22 protein-coding genes are annotated in these 20,558 nt (G+C 69.6%); 21 read left to right on the forward strand and 1 reads right to left on the reverse strand.

Annotation, left to right across the window (positions count from 1 at the left end):
• Nucleotides 1-196 precede the first annotated feature (196 nt).
• The 18 genes from ACH4EB_RS28860 to ACH4EB_RS28945 all read left to right on the forward strand — a co-directional run bounded on the left by ACH4EB_RS28860 (nt 197) and on the right by ACH4EB_RS28945 (nt 15,956).
• Nucleotides 197-787: a hypothetical protein gene (locus ACH4EB_RS28860; protein WP_398350820.1), complete on the forward strand. Its 591-nt coding sequence runs from the start codon at nt 197-199 to the stop codon at nt 785-787.
• Nucleotides 788-942: 155 nt separating this feature from the next.
• The gene (gene rpsP / locus ACH4EB_RS28865; RefSeq protein ID WP_385229179.1) at nt 943-1,383 is read left to right on the forward strand and encodes a 30S ribosomal protein S16; all 441 of its coding nucleotides are present in this window, start codon (nt 943-945) and stop codon (nt 1,381-1,383) included.
• A 2-nt stretch (nt 1,384-1,385) separates the two neighbouring features.
• The gene (locus tag ACH4EB_RS28870; protein ID WP_003980229.1) at nt 1,386-1,625 is read left to right on the forward strand and encodes an RNA-binding protein; all 240 of its coding nucleotides are present in this window, start codon (nt 1,386-1,388) and stop codon (nt 1,623-1,625) included.
• 196 nt (nt 1,626-1,821) lie between these two features.
• Nucleotides 1,822-2,451: a ribosome maturation factor RimM gene (rimM, locus tag ACH4EB_RS28875; protein ID WP_398350821.1), complete on the forward strand. Its 630-nt coding sequence runs from the start codon at nt 1,822-1,824 to the stop codon at nt 2,449-2,451.
• Entirely contained in the window at nt 2,451-3,260 is an 810-nt protein-coding gene (gene trmD, locus ACH4EB_RS28880; protein WP_398350822.1) for a tRNA (guanosine(37)-N1)-methyltransferase TrmD, read from the forward strand. Before rimM ends, trmD begins: the two co-directional genes overlap by 1 nt.
• Before the next feature lie 131 nt (nt 3,261-3,391).
• Nucleotides 3,392-3,739 (forward strand): 50S ribosomal protein L19, encoded by a 348-nt coding sequence (gene rplS, locus ACH4EB_RS28885; RefSeq protein ID WP_398350823.1) that lies wholly within the window; start codon nt 3,392-3,394, stop codon nt 3,737-3,739.
• A 45-nt stretch (nt 3,740-3,784) separates the two neighbouring features.
• The gene (gene lepB, locus ACH4EB_RS28890) at nt 3,785-4,747 is read left to right on the forward strand and encodes a signal peptidase I (protein ID WP_398350824.1); all 963 of its coding nucleotides are present in this window, start codon (nt 3,785-3,787) and stop codon (nt 4,745-4,747) included.
• Nucleotides 4,748-4,943: 196 nt separating this feature from the next.
• Nucleotides 4,944-5,918 carry a signal peptidase I gene (lepB, locus tag ACH4EB_RS28895; RefSeq protein ID WP_398350825.1) on the forward strand — a complete coding sequence of 325 codons (975 nt, stop codon included), beginning with the start codon at nt 4,944-4,946 and terminating at the stop codon, nt 5,916-5,918.
• Nucleotides 5,860-6,864: a signal peptidase I gene (gene lepB, locus ACH4EB_RS28900; RefSeq protein ID WP_398350891.1), complete on the forward strand. Its 1,005-nt coding sequence runs from the start codon at nt 5,860-5,862 to the stop codon at nt 6,862-6,864. The genes lepB (ACH4EB_RS28895) and lepB (ACH4EB_RS28900) overlap by 59 nt, the downstream gene beginning before the upstream one ends.
• A gap of 206 nt (nt 6,865-7,070) precedes the next feature.
• On the forward strand, nt 7,071-7,811 hold the full coding sequence (gene lepB, locus ACH4EB_RS28905) for a signal peptidase I (protein WP_398350826.1): 741 nt from the start codon (nt 7,071-7,073) through the stop codon (nt 7,809-7,811).
• Nucleotides 7,792-8,316 (forward strand): NUDIX hydrolase, encoded by a 525-nt coding sequence (locus ACH4EB_RS28910; protein ID WP_398350827.1) that lies wholly within the window; start codon nt 7,792-7,794, stop codon nt 8,314-8,316. The genes lepB (ACH4EB_RS28905) and ACH4EB_RS28910 overlap by 20 nt, the downstream gene beginning before the upstream one ends.
• A 38-nt stretch (nt 8,317-8,354) precedes the next feature.
• Nucleotides 8,355-8,663 (forward strand): DUF2469 domain-containing protein, encoded by a 309-nt coding sequence (locus tag ACH4EB_RS28915; protein ID WP_003980220.1) that lies wholly within the window; start codon nt 8,355-8,357, stop codon nt 8,661-8,663.
• 512 nt (nt 8,664-9,175) lie between these two features.
• The gene (locus tag ACH4EB_RS28920) at nt 9,176-9,496 is read left to right on the forward strand and encodes a YraN family protein (RefSeq protein WP_398350892.1); all 321 of its coding nucleotides are present in this window, start codon (nt 9,176-9,178) and stop codon (nt 9,494-9,496) included.
• Between the two features lies 1 nt (nt 9,497).
• Nucleotides 9,498-11,111 (forward strand): YifB family Mg chelatase-like AAA ATPase, encoded by a 1,614-nt coding sequence (locus tag ACH4EB_RS28925; protein ID WP_398350828.1) that lies wholly within the window; start codon nt 9,498-9,500, stop codon nt 11,109-11,111.
• 363 nt (nt 11,112-11,474) lie between these two features.
• Nucleotides 11,475-11,606, forward strand: a complete 132-nt coding sequence (locus ACH4EB_RS28930) for a hypothetical protein (RefSeq protein ID WP_398350829.1) — start codon at nt 11,475-11,477, stop codon at nt 11,604-11,606.
• A 447-nt stretch (nt 11,607-12,053) separates the two neighbouring features.
• Nucleotides 12,054-13,217 (forward strand): DNA-processing protein DprA, encoded by a 1,164-nt coding sequence (gene dprA / locus ACH4EB_RS28935; protein ID WP_398350831.1) that lies wholly within the window; start codon nt 12,054-12,056, stop codon nt 13,215-13,217.
• A 366-nt stretch (nt 13,218-13,583) separates the two neighbouring features.
• Nucleotides 13,584-14,420 carry an RNA polymerase sigma factor WhiG gene (gene whiG, locus ACH4EB_RS28940; RefSeq protein WP_398350832.1) on the forward strand — a complete coding sequence of 279 codons (837 nt, stop codon included), beginning with the start codon at nt 13,584-13,586 and terminating at the stop codon, nt 14,418-14,420.
• Between the two features lie 996 nt (nt 14,421-15,416).
• Nucleotides 15,417-15,956, forward strand: a complete 540-nt coding sequence (locus ACH4EB_RS28945) for a helix-turn-helix domain-containing protein (protein WP_365844826.1) — start codon at nt 15,417-15,419, stop codon at nt 15,954-15,956.
• On the opposite strand, the gene ACH4EB_RS28950 is transcribed toward ACH4EB_RS28945, so the two are convergent.
• Nucleotides 15,910-17,085 carry a murein hydrolase activator EnvC family protein gene (locus ACH4EB_RS28950; RefSeq protein ID WP_398350833.1) on the reverse strand — a complete coding sequence of 392 codons (1,176 nt, stop codon included), beginning with the start codon at nt 17,083-17,085 and terminating at the stop codon, nt 15,910-15,912. The two genes, ACH4EB_RS28945 and ACH4EB_RS28950, sit on opposite strands and share 47 nt — an antisense overlap.
• Nucleotides 17,086-17,641: 556 nt before the next feature.
• Here ACH4EB_RS28950 and rpsB point away from each other — a divergent pair.
• From rpsB to pyrH, 3 genes are all read left to right on the forward strand, one after another.
• Nucleotides 17,642-18,571 (forward strand): 30S ribosomal protein S2, encoded by a 930-nt coding sequence (rpsB, locus tag ACH4EB_RS28955; protein WP_398350834.1) that lies wholly within the window; start codon nt 17,642-17,644, stop codon nt 18,569-18,571.
• Between the two features lie 110 nt (nt 18,572-18,681).
• Nucleotides 18,682-19,518, forward strand: coding sequence for a translation elongation factor Ts (gene tsf, locus ACH4EB_RS28960; RefSeq protein WP_398350835.1), 837 nt, complete (start codon nt 18,682-18,684; stop codon nt 19,516-19,518).
• 176 nt (nt 19,519-19,694) lie between these two features.
• Nucleotides 19,695-20,468 carry a UMP kinase gene (gene pyrH / locus ACH4EB_RS28965; protein WP_030017377.1) on the forward strand — a complete coding sequence of 258 codons (774 nt, stop codon included), beginning with the start codon at nt 19,695-19,697 and terminating at the stop codon, nt 20,466-20,468.
• The last annotated feature ends 90 nt before the right edge of the window (nt 20,469-20,558 follow it).

Consider the following 20,558-nt stretch of genomic DNA (forward strand, 5'->3'; position numbering starts at 1 on the left):
CCGGCGCGTACCCATCTCTTACGCGCCGGGGCGTACGCGCGGGTACGCCCCGGCTTGCCACCCGACGCGCACCTTCTCCGCAGTTCTGCGCACACGCCGTCCTCGAAACCCATGACCAGAAACTGACCGGTACGTGCAAATTATTTGAGATGCCCTGTAATCGGAACACTGAGTGGGCCCGGCTCGTTGTCACGACGTGAGCACGACACCGCCTGTTCTCGCCGCCGAGCTGGCGCTCGCGTGGGCCGACATTCAACGGCACCACCCCGAGCTGCCGGACCTGGCCGCGCCCGAGTCCTTGATCGGAGAATCCTCGTCCGCCTGTGGGGCCGAGCTCTCCTTCGAACGGCTGCTGCACGAGGCAGTCCACGGCATCGCCGCCGCCCGCGGCGTCCGCGACACCTCGCGCGCCGGCCGTTACCACAATCGCCGATTCCTCGCGATCGCCGAGGAGTTGGGCCTCGACCATGTCGACGAGCCGCACCCGAGCAGCGGCTTCTCGCTGGTCTCGCTCAATCCCGAGGCCAGAAGGCGCTACCGCCCCACCATCGAGCGGCTCGCCAGAGCCCTCAAGGCGCACTCCGCCGCGACCACCGCCGACAGCGCCCGCAGCTTCCGGGGGCCGGCCGCCCGGCACGGCTCCTCCGGTGGTGGTGTGCGCGTCAAGGCCGTCTGTGATTGCGGCAGGAATGTCCGGGTCGTCCCGTCCGTGCTGGCCCAGGCGCCCATCGTCTGCGGCGGCTGCGGCAAGCCGTTCCGGATCCCCGAGGTGGCCGCGGTCGGCTGACCTGGAGTGGTGTGGCACAATGGTGAGCTGTACTCGACAGTCGCACAGGACCCCTCTCTCCTCCGGCTGGCGCGTCCATCGGGCACCCGAGTACCGCAACCCCACGTGGCATCCCGTTGTGCCCAACCACGTCAAGACCAGGAGACACCACTCCCGTGGCAGTCAAGATCAAGCTGAAGCGTCTGGGCAAGATCCGCGCGCCTCACTACCGCATCATCATCGCCGACTCCCGCACCCGCCGTGACGGCCGGGCCATCGAGGAGATCGGTCTGTACCACCCGGTGCAGAACCCCTCGCGCATCGAGGTCGACTCCGAGCGTGTCCAGTACTGGCTGGGTGTCGGCGCGCAGCCGACCGAGCCCGTGATGGCCATCCTCAAGGTCACCGGTGACTGGCAGAAGTTCAAGGGCCTGCCCGCCCCGGCGCCGATGAAGGTCGCCGAGCCGAAGGCTGACAAGAGCGCCCTGTTCGAGGCTCTGGCCAAGGACGCCGGCGACGAGCCCAAGGGTGAGGCCATCACCCCGAAGGCGAAGAAGGCTGACAAGAAGGCGGACGAGGCCGAGGCCGAGTCCACCTCCGAGTCGACCGAGTCCTGATCATGCTCGAGGAGGCCCTCGAGCACCTCGTAAAGGGCATCGTCGACAACCCCGACGACGTGCAGGTCGCCTCGCGCACCCTGCGCCGCGGGCGCGTTCTGGAGGTCCGGGTCCACCCCGACGACCTCGGCAAGGTGATCGGCCGCAACGGCCGCACCGCGCGTGCCCTGCGGACGGTCGTAGGCGCCATCGGCGGCCGTGGCATCCGGGTCGACCTCGTCGACGTGGACCAGGTCCGCTGAGCAGAACCGGGGCACCGGGATTCTCCCCGGACCAGGCAGTACCGGCACGGGCCGGGGAGGGCTACGGCTCACCCCGGCCCGTTGTCGTAGGCATCTGCGACGATGCACGTATGACCGTTATCACCGATTGACGATTCACGAGGCAAGGACCGCCACCGCGGCGAGCGGTGGTCGGTCGGCCGCGAAGAGGGGCACTGTGCATCTGGTAGTCGCGCGGATCGGCCGCGCCCACGGCATCAAGGGCGAGGTCACCGTCGAGGTGCGTACCGACGAGCCGGAGCTGCGGCTCGCGCCCGGCGCCGTACTCGCCACGGACCCGCCCGCCACCGGCCCGCTGACCATCGAGACCGGCCGGGTGCACAGCGGGCGCCTGCTGCTGCGCTTCGAGGGCGTCCGGGACCGTACGGGCGCCGAAGCGCTGCGCAACACGCTGCTGATCGCGGAGGTCGACCCCGAAGAGGTTCCCGAGGACCCCGAGGAGTTCTACGACCACCAGCTCGTCGACCTCGACGTGGTCACCCGCGACGGCACGGAGATCGGCCGTATCGCGGAGATCTCCCACCTGCCCTACCAGGATCTACTGATCGTCCGTCGCCCGGACGGCGGCGAGATCATGATCCCGTTCGTCTCCGAGATCGTGCCGGAGATCGACCTCGCGGAGCAGAAGGCGGTCATCGACCCCCCGCCCGGCCTGCTGGACGACAGTGAGGCCGAGGTGGCCTCGGCCCGTGACGCCTCCGGCGAGGTCGCGGCCCCGAAGGCGGCAGAGAAGCGCCCGAAGACGGAGGGCACGGCCTCGTCCCGCGACGCCGGTGAGGACGCGTAATGCGGCTCGATGTCGTCACGATCTTCCCGGAGTACCTGGAACCGCTGAACGTCTCCTTGGTCGGCAAGGCCCGCGCCCGCGGCCGGCTGGACGTCCGCATCCACGACCTGCGGGAATGGACCCACGACAAGCACAACACCGTCGACGACACGCCGTACGGCGGCGGCCCCGGCATGGTCATGAAGCCCGAGCCGTGGGGCGAGGCGCTGGACGCGGTCATCGACTCCCAGGAGGGCGACCCGGTCATCGTCGTCCCCACGCCGAGCGGCAGGCCCTTCACCCAGCAGCTCGCCGTGGAGCTCTCCGAGAAGCCCTGGCTGATCTTCACGCCGGCCCGCTACGAAGGCATCGACCGCCGCGTCATCGAGGAGTACGGCGACCGCGTGGACGTGCGCGAGGTGTCCATCGGCGACTATGTCCTGGCCGGCGGCGAGGCGCCCGTCCTGGTGATGGTCGAGGCCATCGCCCGGCTGCTGCCGGGCGTGCTGGGCAACTCGGCCTCCCACCAGGACGACTCCTTCGCCCCCGGCGCGATGGCGGACCTCCTGGAGGGGCCCGTCTACACCAAGCCGCCCGAGTGGCGCGGCCGAGGCATCCCCGAGGTGCTGCTCAGCGGCCACCACGGCAAGATCGCCCGCTGGCGCCGGGACGAAGCGTTCCGCCGTACCGACCGCAACCGCCCCGACCTCATCGAGCGCGCCGACCCGGCCGCCTTCGACAAGAAGGACCGCGAGACCCTCTCGATCCTCGGGTGGGCCGAGGGAACGGACGGTCGATTTGGGCGTACGAGCGACGGCGTGGAAGAATAGGCCGCTGCTGTGTGCGTCCGGCGCGCGCCCCTGCCACAGGGGGAACGACGCCCGCCCGGCGGAACGGCAACCTCAAACAATTCTCCAGTTCCGTTGATGACCTGTGGCATCAACGAAGAAAGCAGTGGGTCATGAACCTTCTCGACTCCGTCGACTCCGCGTCGCTGCGCAGCGACATCCCGGCCTTCCGCCCGGGTGACACCGTCAACGTCCACGTGCGCGTCATCGAGGGCAACCGCTCCCGTGTGCAGCAGTTCAAGGGCGTCGTCATCCGCCGCCAGGGCGCCGGCGTCCGCGAGACCTTCACGGTCCGCAAGGTCAGCTTCTCCGTCGGCGTCGAGCGCACCTTCCCCGTGCACACCCCGATCGTCGAGAAGGTCGAGCTGGTGACCCGCGGTGACGTGCGTCGCGCCAAGCTGTACTACCTCCGTGAGCTGCGCGGCAAGGCCGCGAAGATCAAGGAGAAGCGCGACAACTGAACAGACGTCCGGCGTCCAGGACCGGCCGGATAGGCTCAGGGTCCGATGGACACCGACGCACAGTTTTCGGAGCGCGACCGCTCTCCCGCCCCCGCACAGGGGCCGGAGCAGGGGTCGCGCTCCGCGCGTTTTTCCGGGCGCGCCACCTCCGGGCCGGAGGTGCCGGCGGATGAGGCCGAACAGCTCGGGCCCGAGGCGCGCACGCAACGGGGCGCACAGCCCCCGGAACTACCGGAGGGGCCTGCGGTCCCGCCAGGGCGGAGCGCGCGGCCCCAGGAGGGAGCACCGCAGCAGCGACCGCCCCGGCTCCGGCGGTTCGGGTCCTGGCTGGCGGCAGGCGCGTCCGCCCTGTGGCACCGGCCCGTCCTGCTGCTCGCGGCCTGCGTGGCCTTCGTCCTGCTGCTCAGCGCCTTCGTCGTACAGCCCTTCCTGATCCCCAGCTCCTCCATGGAGAACACGCTGCGGATCGGCGACCGGGTACTGGTCAACAAGCTGGCGTACCGCTTCGGCGGCGAGCCGCGCCGGGGCGACGTGATCGTCTTCGACGGCACCGGTTCGTTCCTGCAGCGCGAACCGAGCGAGAACCCGGTGACCGGCCTGATCAGGGGAGCGGGCGCGGCGCTGGGGCTGGCCGAGCCCGCGGCCACCGACTACGTCAAGCGCGTGATCGGCGTCGGCGGGGACCGCGTGACCTGCTGCGACAAACGGGGACGGATCAAGGTGAACGGCGAACCGGTGGACGAGGGCTACCTGTTTCCGGGGGACGCGCCGTCCTCCGACACGTTCGACATCGTGGTGCCGGAGGGAAAACTGTGGGTCATGGGAGATCACCGCGGCAGATCACGTGACTCACGGGACCACCTCGGCGAACCGGGCGGCGGCACCGTCCCGGTCGACAAGGTGATCGGCCGCGCCGACTGGATCGCCTGGCCGGTGGGCCATTGGACGGCCCTGGACCGCCCACGTGCCTTCGACGGCATACCGGGCGCGGCAGGCAGCCGTGGGTAACCGGGGGCGGCCCCGGCACGGGCATCAGGGGGTCGCGGGCGCGGGTGAGGCGGACGCGGAAGAGGGTTACGGGCGAGGCGCGCACCGAGGGCCAGGGGAGGCCCCGTACGAAAGCGCGGGGTACGGGGACGGACCGTACGAAAGCGTCGGATACGGAGACGGACCGTACGGTGGGAACTCCGAATCCGACGGAGGCGTGCGCGTCAGCACGCGGAGGGGCAGGCCCGCCACTGGAGGGCGCGCCGATCGGCGGCGCCAGGCGCGCCGCATCAAACGCCGCAGGCGTCGCTCCTACCTCAAAGAGATACCGATCCTCATCGGCGTGGCCCTGGCCATCGCCCTGGTGCTCAAGACCTTCCTCGTCCAGGCCTTCGTGATCCCGTCCGGTTCCATGGAGCAGACCATCCGGATCGGCGACCGCGTCCTGGTCGACAAGCTCACCCCCTGGTTCGGCTCGGAACCCGAGCGCGGTGACGTGGTCGTCTTCAAGGACCCCGGCGGCTGGCTCAAGGACGAGCAGGTCAAGACCTCCGACGATCCGATCGTGGTCAAGCAGATCAAGGAGTTCATGACCTTCATCGGTCTGCTCCCGTCGGCCGACGAGCAGGACCTGATCAAGCGAGTGGTGGGTGTCGGGGGCGACACCGTCAAGTGCTGCGACAAGCAAGGGCATGTCACGGTCAATGGAACGCCTCTGAATGAGCCATACATACATCCGGGCAATCCGCCCTCGCAGTTCACCTTCGAGGTCAAGGTTCCGGTCGGCCGGATCTTCGTGATGGGCGACCACCGCTCCAATTCGGCGGATTCGCGGTATCACCTGGACGAGCCGTACCGTGGGACGATCTCGGTGGACAGCGTGGTCGGCCGGGCCGTGGTCATCGCCTGGCCGGTGGGACACTGGCGCCGTCTGGAGGAGCCTGACACCTACGCGACCGTGCGCGACGCGCCGGACGTGGGGGCGACGGCGGGACGGGCTCCGCATAGTGTGTCCCCCGACGGTTTGTCCGAACTCCCGACCCCTGCGGAACTCCCGCTCGTTATGGGAGTGGTGGGCCTGCACCGGCTATCGGGCAGGCAGTGGCGTGGAGTAAGGAGTGGATGTGGGGGACTTGGCGGTCGGCGCGCGGTCCGGAACCGGAGAGCCCGAAGAGCCGGCGGGAAACGGTGAGTCCTCACAGCCCGCTGCGTCCGGAGCGCCCGGAGGACCGGCCGACCCGACGTGGGCGACGGACCCGGCACAGCCGGCCGGCCCCGGGCGGCCGACGGGCCCGGGGGTGTCGATGGACAAGGAACAGCCGGTGGGCGAGGAGGAGAGCGGCAGCGTGAAGAAGGGCAAGAAGCCGCGTGCCTTCTGGAAAGAGCTGCCGATCCTCATCGGGATCGCGCTGGTCCTCGCGCTGATCATCAAGACGTTCCTGGTGCAGGCGTTCTCCATTCCGTCCGACTCGATGCAGGACACCCTGCAGCGCGGGGACCGGGTGCTGGTGGACAAGCTCACCCCGTGGTTCGGCTCCGAACCGGAACGTGGCGAAGTTGTCGTCTTCCACGACCCGGGCGGCTGGCTGAACGAGGTGCCCACCCCCGAGCCCAACGCGATCCAGCAGGTCCTCAGTTTCATCGGCCTGATGCCGTCGGCCGAGGAGAAGGATCTGATCAAGCGGGTCATCGCCGTCGGCGGCGACACCGTGGAGTGCCAGGGCACCGGGCCGGTCAAGGTCAACGGCACGGCTCTGAAGGAGGACTCCTACCTCTTCCCCGGCAACACGCCGTGCGGCGACAAGCCGTTCGGGCCGATCAAGGTGCCCGAGGGCAGCATCTGGGTCATGGGTGACCACCGCCAGGACTCCCTCGACTCGCGGTACCACACGAACCTCAAGGGCAACGGCACGGTCGAGGTCAAGCAGGTCGTGGGGCGCGCCTTCACGATCGCCTGGCCGATCAACCGCTGGTCGTGGCTGTCGGTGCCGGACACCTTCGATCAGCCCGCGCTGAACAAGGCCATGGCGGCGACGCCGGCGGCACTCGGTCTCGCGGGTGCGGTGCCGATCGTGCTGTGGCGCCGCCGCAAGCGGGCCGCGAAGGCGGCGCAGCCGGTGGAGCAGGCGTCCGACTGAGCGGGTGACCGCACCCCGGGCTGCGTACGAGGTGCGCGGCCCCGGCGGTCCGCAGCCGACGGCGCCGGATGCCCACCCCGTGGGCATCGTGTGCGTACGTCGTGTCCCGTTGCCCTGGCGCATGGTGCTGACTGGGGAACGTACCCCCGGGTAGGGTGCCGTCCCAGATCTTCGACGCGTGTCGTTCACGGGGCGGGAGCGCTGGGATGAGCAGCAGCAAGGAACGTACGGGCGACGGCCGCGGCCGGACGACGGGCAGTGTGCTGTCCGGTCTGGTCGTGGCCGTCGGCTGTGTGCTCTTCCTGGGCGGCTTCGTATGGGGAGCGCTGACCTACCTCCCCTATACGGTGCCGACCGACTCGATGGCCCCGACGATCGGGGTGGGGGACCGGGTACTGGCCGAGCGGGTGGACGGCTCCGAGGTACGGCGCGGTGACGTGGTGGTCTTCCGGGACTCGGTGTGGGGCGATGTGCCGATGATCAAGCGGGTCGTCGGAGTGGGCGGCGACACGGTCGCCTGCTGCAGCAAGGACGGCCGGTTGACGATCAACGGCAAGCCCGTCGAAGAACCGTATCTGCACGCCACTGGCCCGGCTTCGCCGACCGGCTTCAGCTCGCAGGTGCCGGTGGGCCAGCTCTTCCTCCTCGGCGATCACCGCAACGGCTCCCTGGACTCCCGGACGCACCTCAAGGACGCCGATCACGGCTCCGTGTCGCGCACCGCCGTGGACGCGCGGGTGGACGCCAGGGCGTGGCCGATCGGCAGCATGGGTGTGGTGGAACGGCCGGAGAGCTTCGCCGCGATGCCCGGTGGCACGTCGCAGCCCGGGCCGGTACGCGTCATCGTCGTCGCGGTCGTCGTCGGTGCCGTGATGATCCTGGGCGGTGCGGCGTACGGGCCGCTGGCGCGGAGGGGGAGGCGCAGGAGTGACCGAAGAGTCGGATGAGGCGACCGATGACGGCCTGCCTACGGAGGTGCGTCAGGTTTCCCGGGTAGTGCTGCTCGACCCCGACAACCGGGTCCTGCTGCTGCACGGTTACGAACCAGGTGATCCGACCCGTACGTGGTGGTTCACGCCGGGTGGCGGCCTGGAGGGCGCGGAGACCCGTGCGGAAGCCGCACGCAGGGAGCTGGCCGAGGAGACCGGGATCACCGACGTACGGCTGGGGCCGGTGCTGTGGAAACGGCGCTGCTCCTTCCCCTTCGACGGCCGGCGCTGGGAGCAGGACGAGTGGTACTACCTGGCGCGCACCGACGGGACTGCGACCGAGATGTCGGGGCAGACGGATCTTGAGCGGCGCAGTGTCTCGGGACTGAGGTGGTGGACATCGGAAGATCTTTCCGCGTCGCATGAGACGGTGTATCCGACGAGATTCGCCGAGCTGCTGCGCAGGCTGCTCGACGATGGGCCCCCTGACGCGCCGGTGCTGCTGGCTACCGAGAGCGTCTGACGCACAATAGGGGGACGCACGGCTGAAGGGGATCTGCCATGAGCGCCGAGGACCTCGAAAAGTACGAGACCGAGATGGAGCTGAAGCTCTACCGGGAGTACCGCGATGTCGTCGGGCTGTTCAAGTACGTGATCGAGACCGAGCGCCGCTTCTACCTCACCAATGACTACGAGATGCAGGTGCACTCCGTACAGGGCGAGGTCTTCTTCGAGGTCTCGATGGCTGATGCCTGGGTCTGGGACATGTACCGGCCGGCTCGCTTCGTGAAGCAGGTGCGGGTGTTGACGTTCAAGGACGTGAACATCGAGGAACTGAACAAGAGCGATCTGGATCTTCCCGGGAGCTGAGGGGCTGGCCCTAGGCTGCCGAGTCGAGGACGAGACCTTCCGTGGCGGGCGCCGGGACCGTGGGAACACCGGTGCGTCACTGGACCGGGTGACGCGGTTGTCCACAACCCCTCGGTTGTCCACCAAGATCCAACAGTTCGTGGCCGAAGCGTCACAGTCGGTGCCGGAGGTGGTGCCGAGTGAACGCCACGAACGAGAAGAATCGCCATCCGGAGCCGCACGGAGAAGAAACTCAGGAGCATCTGCGCGAGGAAAGCGCTCCGGGGACGGACACCGCGGATGGTCCCGGGAGCCTACGCAACCTGAGAGGAACGCCGCAGGACCAGAGGGGTGCGCTGCGGGTCCGAGGCAGTCGAAGGATCACGCACTGCGGGGACGGCCTGTCCGCACCCCGAAGCGGCTCCCGACGATCCCGCCCCCGCCGCCTTCGACACCCCGGCGGCCAGGCCGCCGCCCCTGGTGACCCGCCCGTCACCGATGCGCGACGGGCGCTCGGGCGATACGGGGAGGAACTGGCGGCACGACACCTGACCGCTGTGGGCATGCGCATCCTGGCCCGCAACTGGCGATGCCAGGACGGCGAGATCGACATCGTGGCCGCCGACCACGACGCGCTGGTGCTCTGCGAGGTCAAGACCCGTCGCGCGGGCTCGTACGAACACCCGATGGCAGCCGTACGGCCCGAGAAAGCCGCCCGCCTCCTCCGGCTGGCGGAACGCTGGCTGGAGGGACATGGCGGCCCGCCGCCCGGCGGTGTGCGCATCGACGTGGTCGGAGTGCTGCTGCCCGCACGCGGCGCGCCGCTCCTGGAGCATGTGCGGGGGGTGACCTGAGATGGGATTCGCCCGTACGTGCTCGGTGGCGCTGGTCGGGGTCGAGGGCGTGGTCGTCGAGGTCCAGGCGGACCTGGAGCCGGGAGTGGCGGCCTTCGCGCTGGTCGGACTGCCTGACAAGAGCCTGATCGAATCGCGGGACAGAGTCCGGGCCGCTGTCGTGAACTCCGGGGGTGAATGGCCGCAGAAGAAGCTCACGGTCGGCCTCAGCCCGGCCTCCGTGCCCAAGGGCGGCAGCGGCTTCGACCTCGCCGTGGCCTGCGCGGTGCTCGGCGCGGCGGAACGGATCGATCCGCGCGAGCTGTCCGACCTCGTCATGATCGGCGAGCTGGGGCTGGACGGCCGCGTCCGACCGGTACGCGGAGTTCTCCCGGCCGTCCTCGCCGCGGCCGACGCCGGATACCGCCAGGTGGTCGTGCCGGAAAAGACCGTGGCCGAAGCATCGCTCGTCCCGGGGGTCTCCGTCCTCGGCGTACGCAGCCTCAGACAACTGATCGCGGTGCTCACCGACGAGCCGGTGCCGGAGGAGGACGAGGACGCGAACATCGAGGGACGTCCCGATTCGCTGCTGGCAGGGCTGGCCGTACCCGGCAGCGGGCTGGAGTCGGAGCGTATGCGCGGCGACCGGCTGCCCGACCTGTCGGACGTCGCCGGGCAACACAGCGCGCGGAGAGCCCTGGAAGTGGCGGCAGCCGGACGCCATCACATTTTCTTCCTGGGCCCTCCGGGAGCGGGGAAGACCCTCCTGGCCGAACGCCTGCCCGGGCTGCTGCCCCGGCTCTCGCCGAAGGAGTCGCTGGAGGTGACGGCGGTGCATTCGGTGGCCGGCGCGCTGCCGCCGGGGCAGCCACTGGTGGACCGCCCGCCGTACTGCGCGCCCCACCACAGCGCGACGATGGCCTCGCTGGTGGGGGGAGGCAGCGGCCTGCCCCGGCCGGGAGCCGTGTCGTTGGCTCACCACGGCGTGTTGTTCATCGACGAAGCCGCCGAATGCAACGCCCGCGTCCTGGACGCACTGCGGCAGCCGCTGGAATCCGGATACGTCGTGGTCGCTCGGGCCGCCGGGATGATGCGCATGCCGGCGAAGTTCCTGTTGGCGCTGGCTGCCAACCCCTGCCCGTGCGGACGTCACGGCACGCTCGGTGGCGGTTGCGAGTGCCGCCCGTCCACCATCCGGCGCTACCGCGCCCGGTTGTCGGGCCCGCTGATGGACCGTGTCGACTTGCGAGTGGCGGTGGAGCCGGTCGCGCGATCCGAATTGCTCTCCCTCGCCCAGGGCGCCGAAACCACCGCTGAAGTGGCCGAACGCGTACGAGCGGCACGCGACCGCGCCGCAGTCCGCTTGGCGGGAACCCCGTGGAGCACCAACAGCGAGGTCCCGGGCCACGAATTGCGTACACGCTGGCAGGTGGCGCCGGGAGCGATGGCACAGGCAGAACGCGACCTGGAGACCGGTCTTTTGACAGCCCGCGGCATGGACCGCGTACTCCGGGTCGCCTGGACCTCAGCCGACCTCGCGGGCCACGACCGCCCGACGGCCGAGGACATCAACTGGGCTCTGGAACTGCGGACGGGAATCAGGCGGGGGGTGCCTTTGACGTCGGGGGTGGGATGAGAGGGGATAGGGGAGAGGTGGGGCTCGGCGGGGGGGGGGAGTTGGCTAGGGGGGCGAGGGCGGGGGTTTGGGCGGATGCGGTGGGAGGGGTGGGTCGGTAGGTCATGGGCCGGAGGGGGTGGGTTGGGGCGGTCGGTCGTTGTCTGGGCGGGGCTGCGGGGCGGGCCGCGGCGAGCCCAGGTTGGGGGAGTGCAGCGGTCGGTGGGGCTGCGGGGCGATGAGGCTGCCTTACGGGGCAGGTGCGCCGTGGTGCCACCCCGGGTGAGGGGGAGCCAATGCCGGCGCCGCTGTGGCACGGGGTAGGGAGTCGCTGGGCACGCGGGGCCAGACGTGGCGGCGCAGCGTTGCGGTAGCCGTAATGCGATGTCGTGGCGCGGTGGCGCGGTGCTGTGGTGGGGCGGTGGCGCGGCGCTGCGGCGGCAGCAGTGCGGTGCTGTGGTGGCCGCGCTGCGGTGGCAGCAGTGTGGTGCTGTGGTGGCCGCGATGCGGTGGTGAGGCGTGACGGTGCGTCGGTGTGGCGGCGGGTGAGGACACGCAGGCACGAAGGGTGCGGGATGCGGCGGCATTGGGATGCGAGGACGGAGGCGTTGGAGGGGAGGAGGAGCGGGGCGGGTGGGCGGGGGAGGGGAAAGGAGAAGTGCGAGCGCGATCCGACGCCACACGACCAGGCGCCTCCAGGCGCCCACCCACGTTTCACACCCAGCCGTACCTCGGCGGGGGGAACGCCCGTGCTCTGAGCTGCAGGGCCAAACGGTTGAAGGGCATCAGCAGTGAGGACTGGCCGTGGACATCGGTCCGGCAGGCCGACGCGCGGCGGCCCAGTTACCACTTTCGGCTACACCGCGCTGCCCGACTGCCATGGAGTACGAACGAAAGAGAGAAGGGAGAGGGACATGCGGGGGATTGAGGGTTTTTCTGCGATGAGCGCCAGGGAGTCGGCACATGAGTGAAGTAGGAGAGGAGGAGAGGACTGCGCGCGCGGCGTTGACGCGTATCGCTGAGCCCGGTGACGAAGCGGTCGGGCGGTGGCTGCGGCAGACGACGCCCGTGCACCTCGTACAGGCTCTGCGGGGTGAGCGGGACATGCCACCAGGAGTGTCGAAAGAGAAGGTCAAGAGCTTGCGCCTACGGGCAGCCCGGACGGACGCCAACAGGTCGGCAACGGATCTTGCGACTGTTGCCGCACTCGGCGGCCGGTTCATCTGCCCGGGAGACGACGAGTGGCCCCAGCAATTGAACGACTTGGGGGACGGGACGCCCGTCGGCCTGTGGGTGCGCGGGAGCGCGAATCTGCGCATGTGGGCCCTGAGGTCCGTCGCGGTCGTCGGCGCTCGCGCTTGCACTGAGTACGGGGCTCATTTGGCGGCCACCCTCGGCGCCGGCCTGGCCGATCGCGGCTGGACGGTAGTGTCTGGTGCCGCTTACGGAGTGGACGGCGCGGCTCATCGGGGTGCCCTGGCAGCAGAGGGGGCCTCGGTCGCCGTTCTGGCTTCCGGAGTCGATTACGCCTATCCGCGGGGGCATACCGAGTTGATCCGCCGCCTGGCGGAACAGGGCTTGGTAGTGGCGGAGTTGCCGCCGGGCGATCATCCGACCCGAAGCCGATTCATCCTGCGTAACCGGGTCATCGCGGCCCTGACCCGGGGCACTGTGGTGGTGGAGGCCGAACTGCGCAGTGGATCGCTGGTCACCGCCCGGCGGGCGACGGAGCTGGGCCGGTTCACCATGGGGATGCCGGGGCCGGTCACCAGCGGTCTGTCGGCCGGTGTCCACCAACTTCTTCGCGGCGAAGCCATAGTGGTCACCGACGCCGCCGAAGTCATCGAACTGGTCGGCAGTATCGGAGATCTTGCTCCCACCCGGCGCGGGCCGGTTGTCGCACGCGATCTCCTTGATCCGGTGGCGTCCCGGGTACTCGAAGCGATCCCCGCGCGAGGCGGCGCGGATTCCCGGTGGCTGGCGCGGGACTCGGGCACGGCAGAGGAAGTCGCGCAAGGCAAGCTCTTGGAGCTGCAGTCGCTGGGATTCGTTCAAAGGTGTGGTGCGGTCTGGGAGTTGGCGCGAGGTTCCACGGCGGCCGCAGGTTCCCGGCGAGGCGGTACTTGACCTGAGGCGAACGGGTGAAAAGGTGAGGAGAGTGACCGCAGGATCCAGGTTTGCCGGGCTTCGGCTCGCGAAATCCAGTCGTCGCTGGATGGCGGTGGGGCGTGTCGGCCGCCGCCATGGCGGCCGGTGGTGAAGCCGCGTACGGGGGAGCGTGCGCCGGGCGCCCGTAACGACGCTTCCATCCCCCTGCGAGTGGATTCGACCTCGCCCCGTGTAACCCGGAGGTGCAGGCAGCGGAACGTATCTGCGCACCCCCGGGTACCCCTTCATCGCACACCGCGACACCGTGGTCACGCTACGCTCACGAGTAATTGAACCTCACGCACGTGTTCCCCAGTGTTTCGGCAGAACGGCTCAAGGCAACGAATGCCCCAGCACACCTCCGGGTCCGACCGCGCCGCCGCGCCCCCCGCCGCGCGCGGTAGCGTGCGCCCCGCTGCGCCCACCTCACTGGAGGAGCTGTGGCGTGCCTACAAGGCCTCGGGCGACGGACGGCTGCGTGAGCAGTTGATCCTGCATTACTCGCCTCTGGTGAAATACGTCGCCGGCCGGGTCAGCGTCGGCTTGCCGCCCAACGTCGAACAGGCCGACTTCGTCTCGTCCGGGGTCTTCGGGCTCATCGACGCCATCGAGAAGTTCGACCCAGAACGGTCGATCAAGTTCGAGACGTACGCCATCACCCGCATCCGGGGAGCAATGATCGACGAACTGCGGGCACTGGACTGGATCCCGCGGTCGGTCCGGCAGAAGGCCAGAGCGGTCGAGCGGGCATACGCCACGCTGGAGGCGCAGCTACGACGCACCCCGTCCGAAGCGGAGGTGGCCACGGAGATGGGCATCGCGCTGGAGGAACTCCACGGAGTCTTCAGCCAATTGTCCCTGGCCAACGTCGTCGCTCTGGAGGAGCTGCTGCACGTCGGCGGTGAGGGCGGCGACCGGTTGAGCCTGATGGACACCCTGGAGGACACCGCTGCCGACAACCCGGTCGAGGTGGCCGAGGACCGCGAGCTGCGGCGGCTGCTCGCACGGGCCATCAACACGCTTCCCGAGCGTGAGAAGACCGTGGTCACGCTCTACTACTACGAGGGCCTCACCCTCGCCGAGATCGGCAATGTCCTCGGGGTCACCGAGAGTCGGGTCAGCCAGATCCACACCAAGTCCGTACTCCAGCTCCGCGCCAAACTGGCTGACGTGGGGCGGTGAGCCAGGTCTGGGCGTGGGGCCCCGGAGCTGACCTGGGCTGGGGCGTGCGCTTTCGTATGGTGCGATGGTGCTTTCGTCGCCGGGGCGGCCGGTTGGGGGAGGAAGCAGTTAGGGCCCCTGGGCACGTGGGTGCTCGTGAGTGGATGCGCTCGATGTCGTAAAGCCTCTGCGGCGGCGCTCTTTCGTCGCTCGGCTTTGCGTTATGGCTCGTCGCTTGGTTATTTGTTCGGCCTTGCCTTTCCTTCGGGGCTTGGTCTATCGGGGCCTTGCGTTCGTTCGCCGGCTTCCTCTTCCCTCCCTCCCCCCTCGCCCACCCACCGCCACCACCTCCGCCGCTACTTCCCCCCTCCCTCCTCCACCTCCCGCCCCCTGGCCCCCGCCCTCTCGGTTCCCGGGCGCGGCCTCCCCTCCGGCGGCGCGTCTGTAGCCGGAGGCCGCCGCACAAGAGCTGGCTTCGGCCTGGGCCCCCTCATGGAACGTTCGGCGCGCTAAGCCTGGTCACCGCACTCGGCCCATCACCGATCCAGGCTTCTGGCTCGACGTCGGTCAGCGCGCTCGCCCGCATTGGGGCACCGCCCCTGTAGAGGCCTAAGCGCAAGACCAAACGCACTCGTAACCGGCCCGCCGCCAGCAATCTGAACGCGAACCGGCGCCCAGCACAGGCGCCCAGCGCCCGACACCCTCGCCCGCCCCGCGCCACACCGGCCCTACCGCGCCCTCCCGCTCCGTTAACGTGCGTACGCCTATCCAGGCGACCTATACGGTGGCCCCTCAGCGCCCCGTCTCCTGCTGAGTCGGTCCGGTCTCGGCGGTCCCCTCTCGATGCCTCCTGCCGTCGGCTTGTCGCGGCTCCCCCCTTCGTCGGCATCGTTCGGCGTCGTTTCCTCGGGTGTCGGCATGGACACATCGTGATGCGGAGTGCCGTGCTCGGCGTGCCATCCGTACAGTGGTGACGTGCCCAGGATTCGAGCGGCCTCTGTGGCCGAGCACCGGACGATGCAGCGTGGCGCCCTTCTGGACGCCGCCCGCACCCTGCTGTCCGAAGGCGGGACCGAGGCGTTGACCTTCCCCGCCCTCGCTGAGCGAACGGGTCTCGCGCGCTCCTCCGTCTACGAGTACTTCCGGTCCCGCGCGGCTGTCGTCGAAGAGCTCTGCGCTGTCGACTTCCCGGTGTGGGCGGCTGAGGTCGAGGCGGCGATGGAGCGGGTCGAGACGCCCGAGGCCAAGATCGAGGCGTATGTGCGCCAACAGCTCGCACTGGTCGGCGACCGCCGCCACCGGGCCGTCGTCGCGATCTCGGCAGGTGAACTGGACGCAGGCGCGCGGGAGAAGATCCGTGCCGCGCACGGTGGACTGATCGCGATGATCGTGGAGGCCTTGGCCGGCCTCGGTCACGAGCAGCCGCGGCTCGCCGCCATGCTGCTTCAGGGAATTGTCGACGCCGCCGTTCGTCGTATCGAACTCGGGGCCGCGGAAGACCCCACGCAGATCACGGAGGCTGCGGTCGCCATGGTCCTGGGGGGCGTAAGGGGCTGACCGGTCGAGCCGTCCGTCCTTCGCGAGCCGTACCTCCTTTCGTGAGGTGGTGCATGGATGTGGCGGCTGTGCGCCGCCGCAGATCAGGGCTCGGTTGGCCGGTAGGGCGGGGCAGGGCCTGCTTCCGGGAACGGTCCGTATCGGCGGATGTCGAATGGCGTGACTGACGCGCGAACGGTGGGTCGCGGTGTCCTGGTTCATCGCTCGGCTCAGGCACGCCGATGACCGGGAGCAGCCGTGCCGGGCCGGGGTGCAGCATCGAGGCGGGGAGCAGCGACAGCGGGTCCAGATAGGTCTTGTCGCGGAGCAGGCCCCAGTGCAGGCACGGGTCGGAGCAGTGGTACGGGCCTGGGCCAAGCGTGGCCACCGGCTGACCCGCGGTGACGTGGTCACCCTTACGGACGGTCGGGGTCACCGGCTCGTACGTCGTGCGGAGCGGCGGGTTGCCGGACTCCGAGACCTCGATCGACAGAACGCCACGGCCCGCCACCTTGCCGGCGAAGAGCACACGCCCGGGGGCGGCGGCTCGTACCGTCGCGCCCTTGGCCGCGAGAAGGTCCACACCCCGATGGCCGGGCGCCCAAGGGGCGGGTGGAGGCTCCCAGCCGCGCGCGACAGTGGGCCGCGCGCCGGTCGGTCCGGCGACGGGCCAAGCCCGGTTGTCGGTGGTTGCCGGAGCGGTGCGAACCGGACCGGAGTCGAGTGGGCGGCCGGGCGGCGGATGACGTTCTGTTGATCTCGGAGGCTCGGGGGAACTGGGTGGAGCGCCCTCGGCGAACGCCACCCCCACCGCGGCGGCTCCGGCCAGCAGCACGGCCGATGCGGTGCCCATCACGCAAAGGGCCAGGAGACGGATGGCTGGGGGAGAGGTGCGCCGGGCGTACGCGGTCCACCTGACGCCGGCGTGGGGGAGAGCAAGGCCGGCCTGTCCGGCACCGCTGGTGTGTCCGATGAGGGGAGCACGTCTAGCGCACCCGGTACGTACAGGGGTGGCGGGGACGGCCGGGCGCACGCGTCCGGGCCATACCCGCGGGTGGCGGGTGACGGTAGTGCGCACAGCGCGTACGGCACGCGCCGGGCGCCAGGTGACTACGGCGCGTACGGTCTCGAAAACGGTTCGTTGTCGCATGTCACGACGGTGCCTCGACCGGCCGGGGCTTGGGGATCTTGAGCTGGATCGGTGGATTACCGACGGGTTGTGTACAACCGCGTCACCCGTGCGAGACCTCGCCAGGCGCCTGGGAGCGCCGACCAGAGCGCTCACAACCTCCACGCTTGATCCCGGGCAGCCCCGGGCCCTGAAGAGTTCCGGAGGTCCAGAGGTCCGCAGGACACAAGGCTGCGAGATGCCTCGCAGACCCCCGCACGCCCCGGAAATCCTCGGCGACTCCGCTCCCTCCTCGCCGGCCCTCACCCCTCCGGCCTCACCCCCACCACCTGGCCGAAAGGAGCGTGTCGCCCGCCCCTTCGGCGGTCCCGTACACTTCTTGTGGCGATCCGGGTCACCGGGTCGACTTCGCACGCCCCGCCACCAGCGCAACAGTCCCCCTTAGGGCAGCACGGTGGCCGCGCCCCTCGGTCCTCGGAAGGCCCCGCAAGGCTCCTTCCCCGGCAGAGCGCGCCGGGGCGTCAGGCACCGCGGCCGCCCGGCCGCAGTGGAACCGAGTAACACGAGGAGTACGGCCATGGCCGTCGTCACGATGCGGGAGCTGCTGGAGAGCGGCGTCCACTTCGGGCACCAGACCCGCCGCTGGAACCCGAAGATGAAGCGCTTCATCTTCACGGAGCGCAACGGCATCTACATCATCGACCTGCTCCAGTCGCTGTCGTACATCGACCGCGCCTACGAGTTCGTCAAGGAGACCGTCGCCCACGGCGGCTCGGTCATGTTCGTCGGCACCAAGAAGCAGGCCCAGGAGGCCATTGCCGAGCAGGCGACCCGCGTGGGCATGCCCTACGTGAACCAGCGCTGGCTCGGCGGCATGCTGACCAACTTCTCGACCGTCTACAAGCGCCTGCAGCGCCTGAAGGAGCTCGAGCAGATCGACTTCGAGGATGTGGCCGCCTCCGGCCTCACCAAGAAGGAGCTCCTGGTCCTCTCGCGGGAGAAGGCCAAGCTGGAGAAGACCCTCGGCGGTATCCGCGAGATGCAGAAGGTGCCCAGCGCCGTCTGGATCGTGGACACCAAGAAGGAGCACATCGCCGTCGGCGAGGCGCGCAAGCTCAACATCCCGGTCGTGGCGATCCTCGACACGAACTGCGACCCGGACGAGGTCGACTACAAGATCCCGGGTAACGACGACGCGATCCGCTCCGTCACCCTGCTCACCCGCGTGATCGCCGACGCCGTCGCCGAGGGCCTCATCGCCCGCTCCGGCGTCGCCACCGGCGACCAGAAGCCGGGCGAGAAGGCCGGCGAGCCGCTCGCCGAGTGGGAGCGCGACCTGCTCGAGGGCGACAAGAAGGCCGACTCCGACGACGCCGCCAAGGCCGAGGACAAGCCCGCCGAGGCTCCCGCTGCCGAGGCTCCCGCTGCCGAGGCCCCCGCCGCTGAGGCTCCCGTTGCCGAGGCGCCCGCCGCCGAGGCCGAGAAGCCGGCTGCCGAGCAGGGCTGACGCCGCACGACCGGTTGACGACGGCGGGGGGAGCGCGCGACGAGCGCCGCCCCCGCCGTCCACCCGTAGATCTTTCGACTGTCGAGATTTCGAGAAGAGATACACAGACCATGGCGAACTACACCGCCGCGGACGTCAAGAAGCTCCGTGAGCTCACCGGCGCCGGCATGATGGACTGCAAGAAGGCCCTGGACGAGGCCGAGGGCAGCGTCGACAAGGCCGTGGAGATCCTCCGCGTCAAGGGCCAGAAGGGCGTCGCCAAGCGCGAGAGCCGTTCGGCCGAGAACGGTGCCGTCGTCTCCCTCATCTCCGAGGACAAGACCTCCGGCGTTCTGCTCGAGCTGAAGTGCGAGACGGACTTCGTCGCCAAGGGCGAGAAGTTCCTGGCCGTCGCCAACGCGCTGGCCGCGCACGTCGCCGCCACCTCCCCGGCCGACCTGGAGGCGCTGCTCGCCTCCGAGATCGAGGCCGGCAAGACCGTCCAGGCGTACGTCGACGAGGCCAACGCCACGCTGGGCGAGAAGATCGTTCTGGACCGCTTCGCGCAGTTCTCCGGTGGCTACGTGGCCGCCTACATGCACCGCACCATGCCCGACCTCCCGCCGCAGGTCGGCGTCCTGGTCGAGCTGGACAAGGAGAACGCCGAGACCGCCAAGGACGTCGCGCAGCACATCGCCGCGTTCGCGCCGAAGTACCTCACCCGTGAGGACGTCCCGGCCGACGTCGTCGAGAACGAGCGTCGCGTCGCCGAGGCCACCTCGCGCGAGGAGGGCAAGCCCGAGGCCGCCCTCCCGAAGATCGTCGAGGGTCGCGTCAACGGCTTCTTCAAGGAGAACACGCTGCTCGCGCAGCCCTTCGCGAAGGACAACAAGAAGTCCGTCGAGAAGGTCCTGGAAGAGGCCGGTGTCTCGCTGAAGCGCTTCGCGCGCATCCGCGTCGGCGCCTGAGCCCAGCCGTGAGCCTTGTCGCCAAGGCCAGCGAATGACCTACGGCCCCGCTAGGGTCGTACGCAGTCGGCCGCGTACCGGCCGGCCGCAGATGTGACGAGGAGGCCATTGCCGTACAGGGATCTGACCCAGACCCCCGGCAATGGCCTTCTTCGTATGTGCACGAGGAGAGCGTGATGAATCAGGGTGCCGACGGCGCGGACACAGCCCACAAAGCCGACAGTGACGGGAAGGGACGCTTCCTGCTGAAGCTGTCGGGCGAAGCGTTCGCCGGCGGCGGCGGACTGGGTGTCGACCCCGATGTCGTGCACGCCATCGCCCGCGAGATCGCAGCCGTGGTCCGCGACGGCTACGAGATCGCCATCGTGATCGGTGGCGGCAACTTCTTCCGCGGCGCCGAACTGCAGCAGCGCGGCATGGACCGCGCCCGCTCGGACTACATGGGCATGCTCGGTACGGTCATGAACTGCCTGGCCCTCCAGGACTTCCTGGAGAAGGAGGGCATCGACTGCCGGGTGCAGACCGCCATCACCATGGGGCAGGTCGCGGAGCCGTACATTCCGCTGCGCGCCGTCCGCCACATGGAGAAGGGCCGCGTGGTCATCTTCGGTGCGGGCATGGGCATGCCGTACTTCTCCACCGACACCACCGCGGCCCAGCGCGCCCTCGAGGTCGGCGCCGAGGCCATGCTGATGGGCAAGAACGGGGTGGACGGGGTCTACGACGCCGACCCCAAGAAGTTCCCGGACGCGGTGAAGTTCGACGCCCTGGAGTACGGCGAGGTCATCACCCGCGATCTCAAGGTCGCCGACGCCACCGCCATCACGCTCTGCCGTGACAACAAGCTTCCGATCCTCGTCTTCGAGCTGCTCGCCGAGGGCAACATCGCGCGCGCGGTGAAGGGTGAGAAGATCGGCACGCTCGTCAGCGATCAGGGCACCCGGGCCTGACGGCACCAACTGCCGAATTGCCGTACGGGCGGGGCTCCGTACGGGCGGCAACCCCGGGCCGGGGGAAGACCTCGGCACGGGGATGGACAA

Source organism: Streptomyces sp. NPDC018045 (genome assembly GCF_044327445.1).
In the GTDB taxonomy this organism is placed as follows: Bacteria; Actinomycetota; Actinomycetes; order Streptomycetales; family Streptomycetaceae; genus Streptomyces.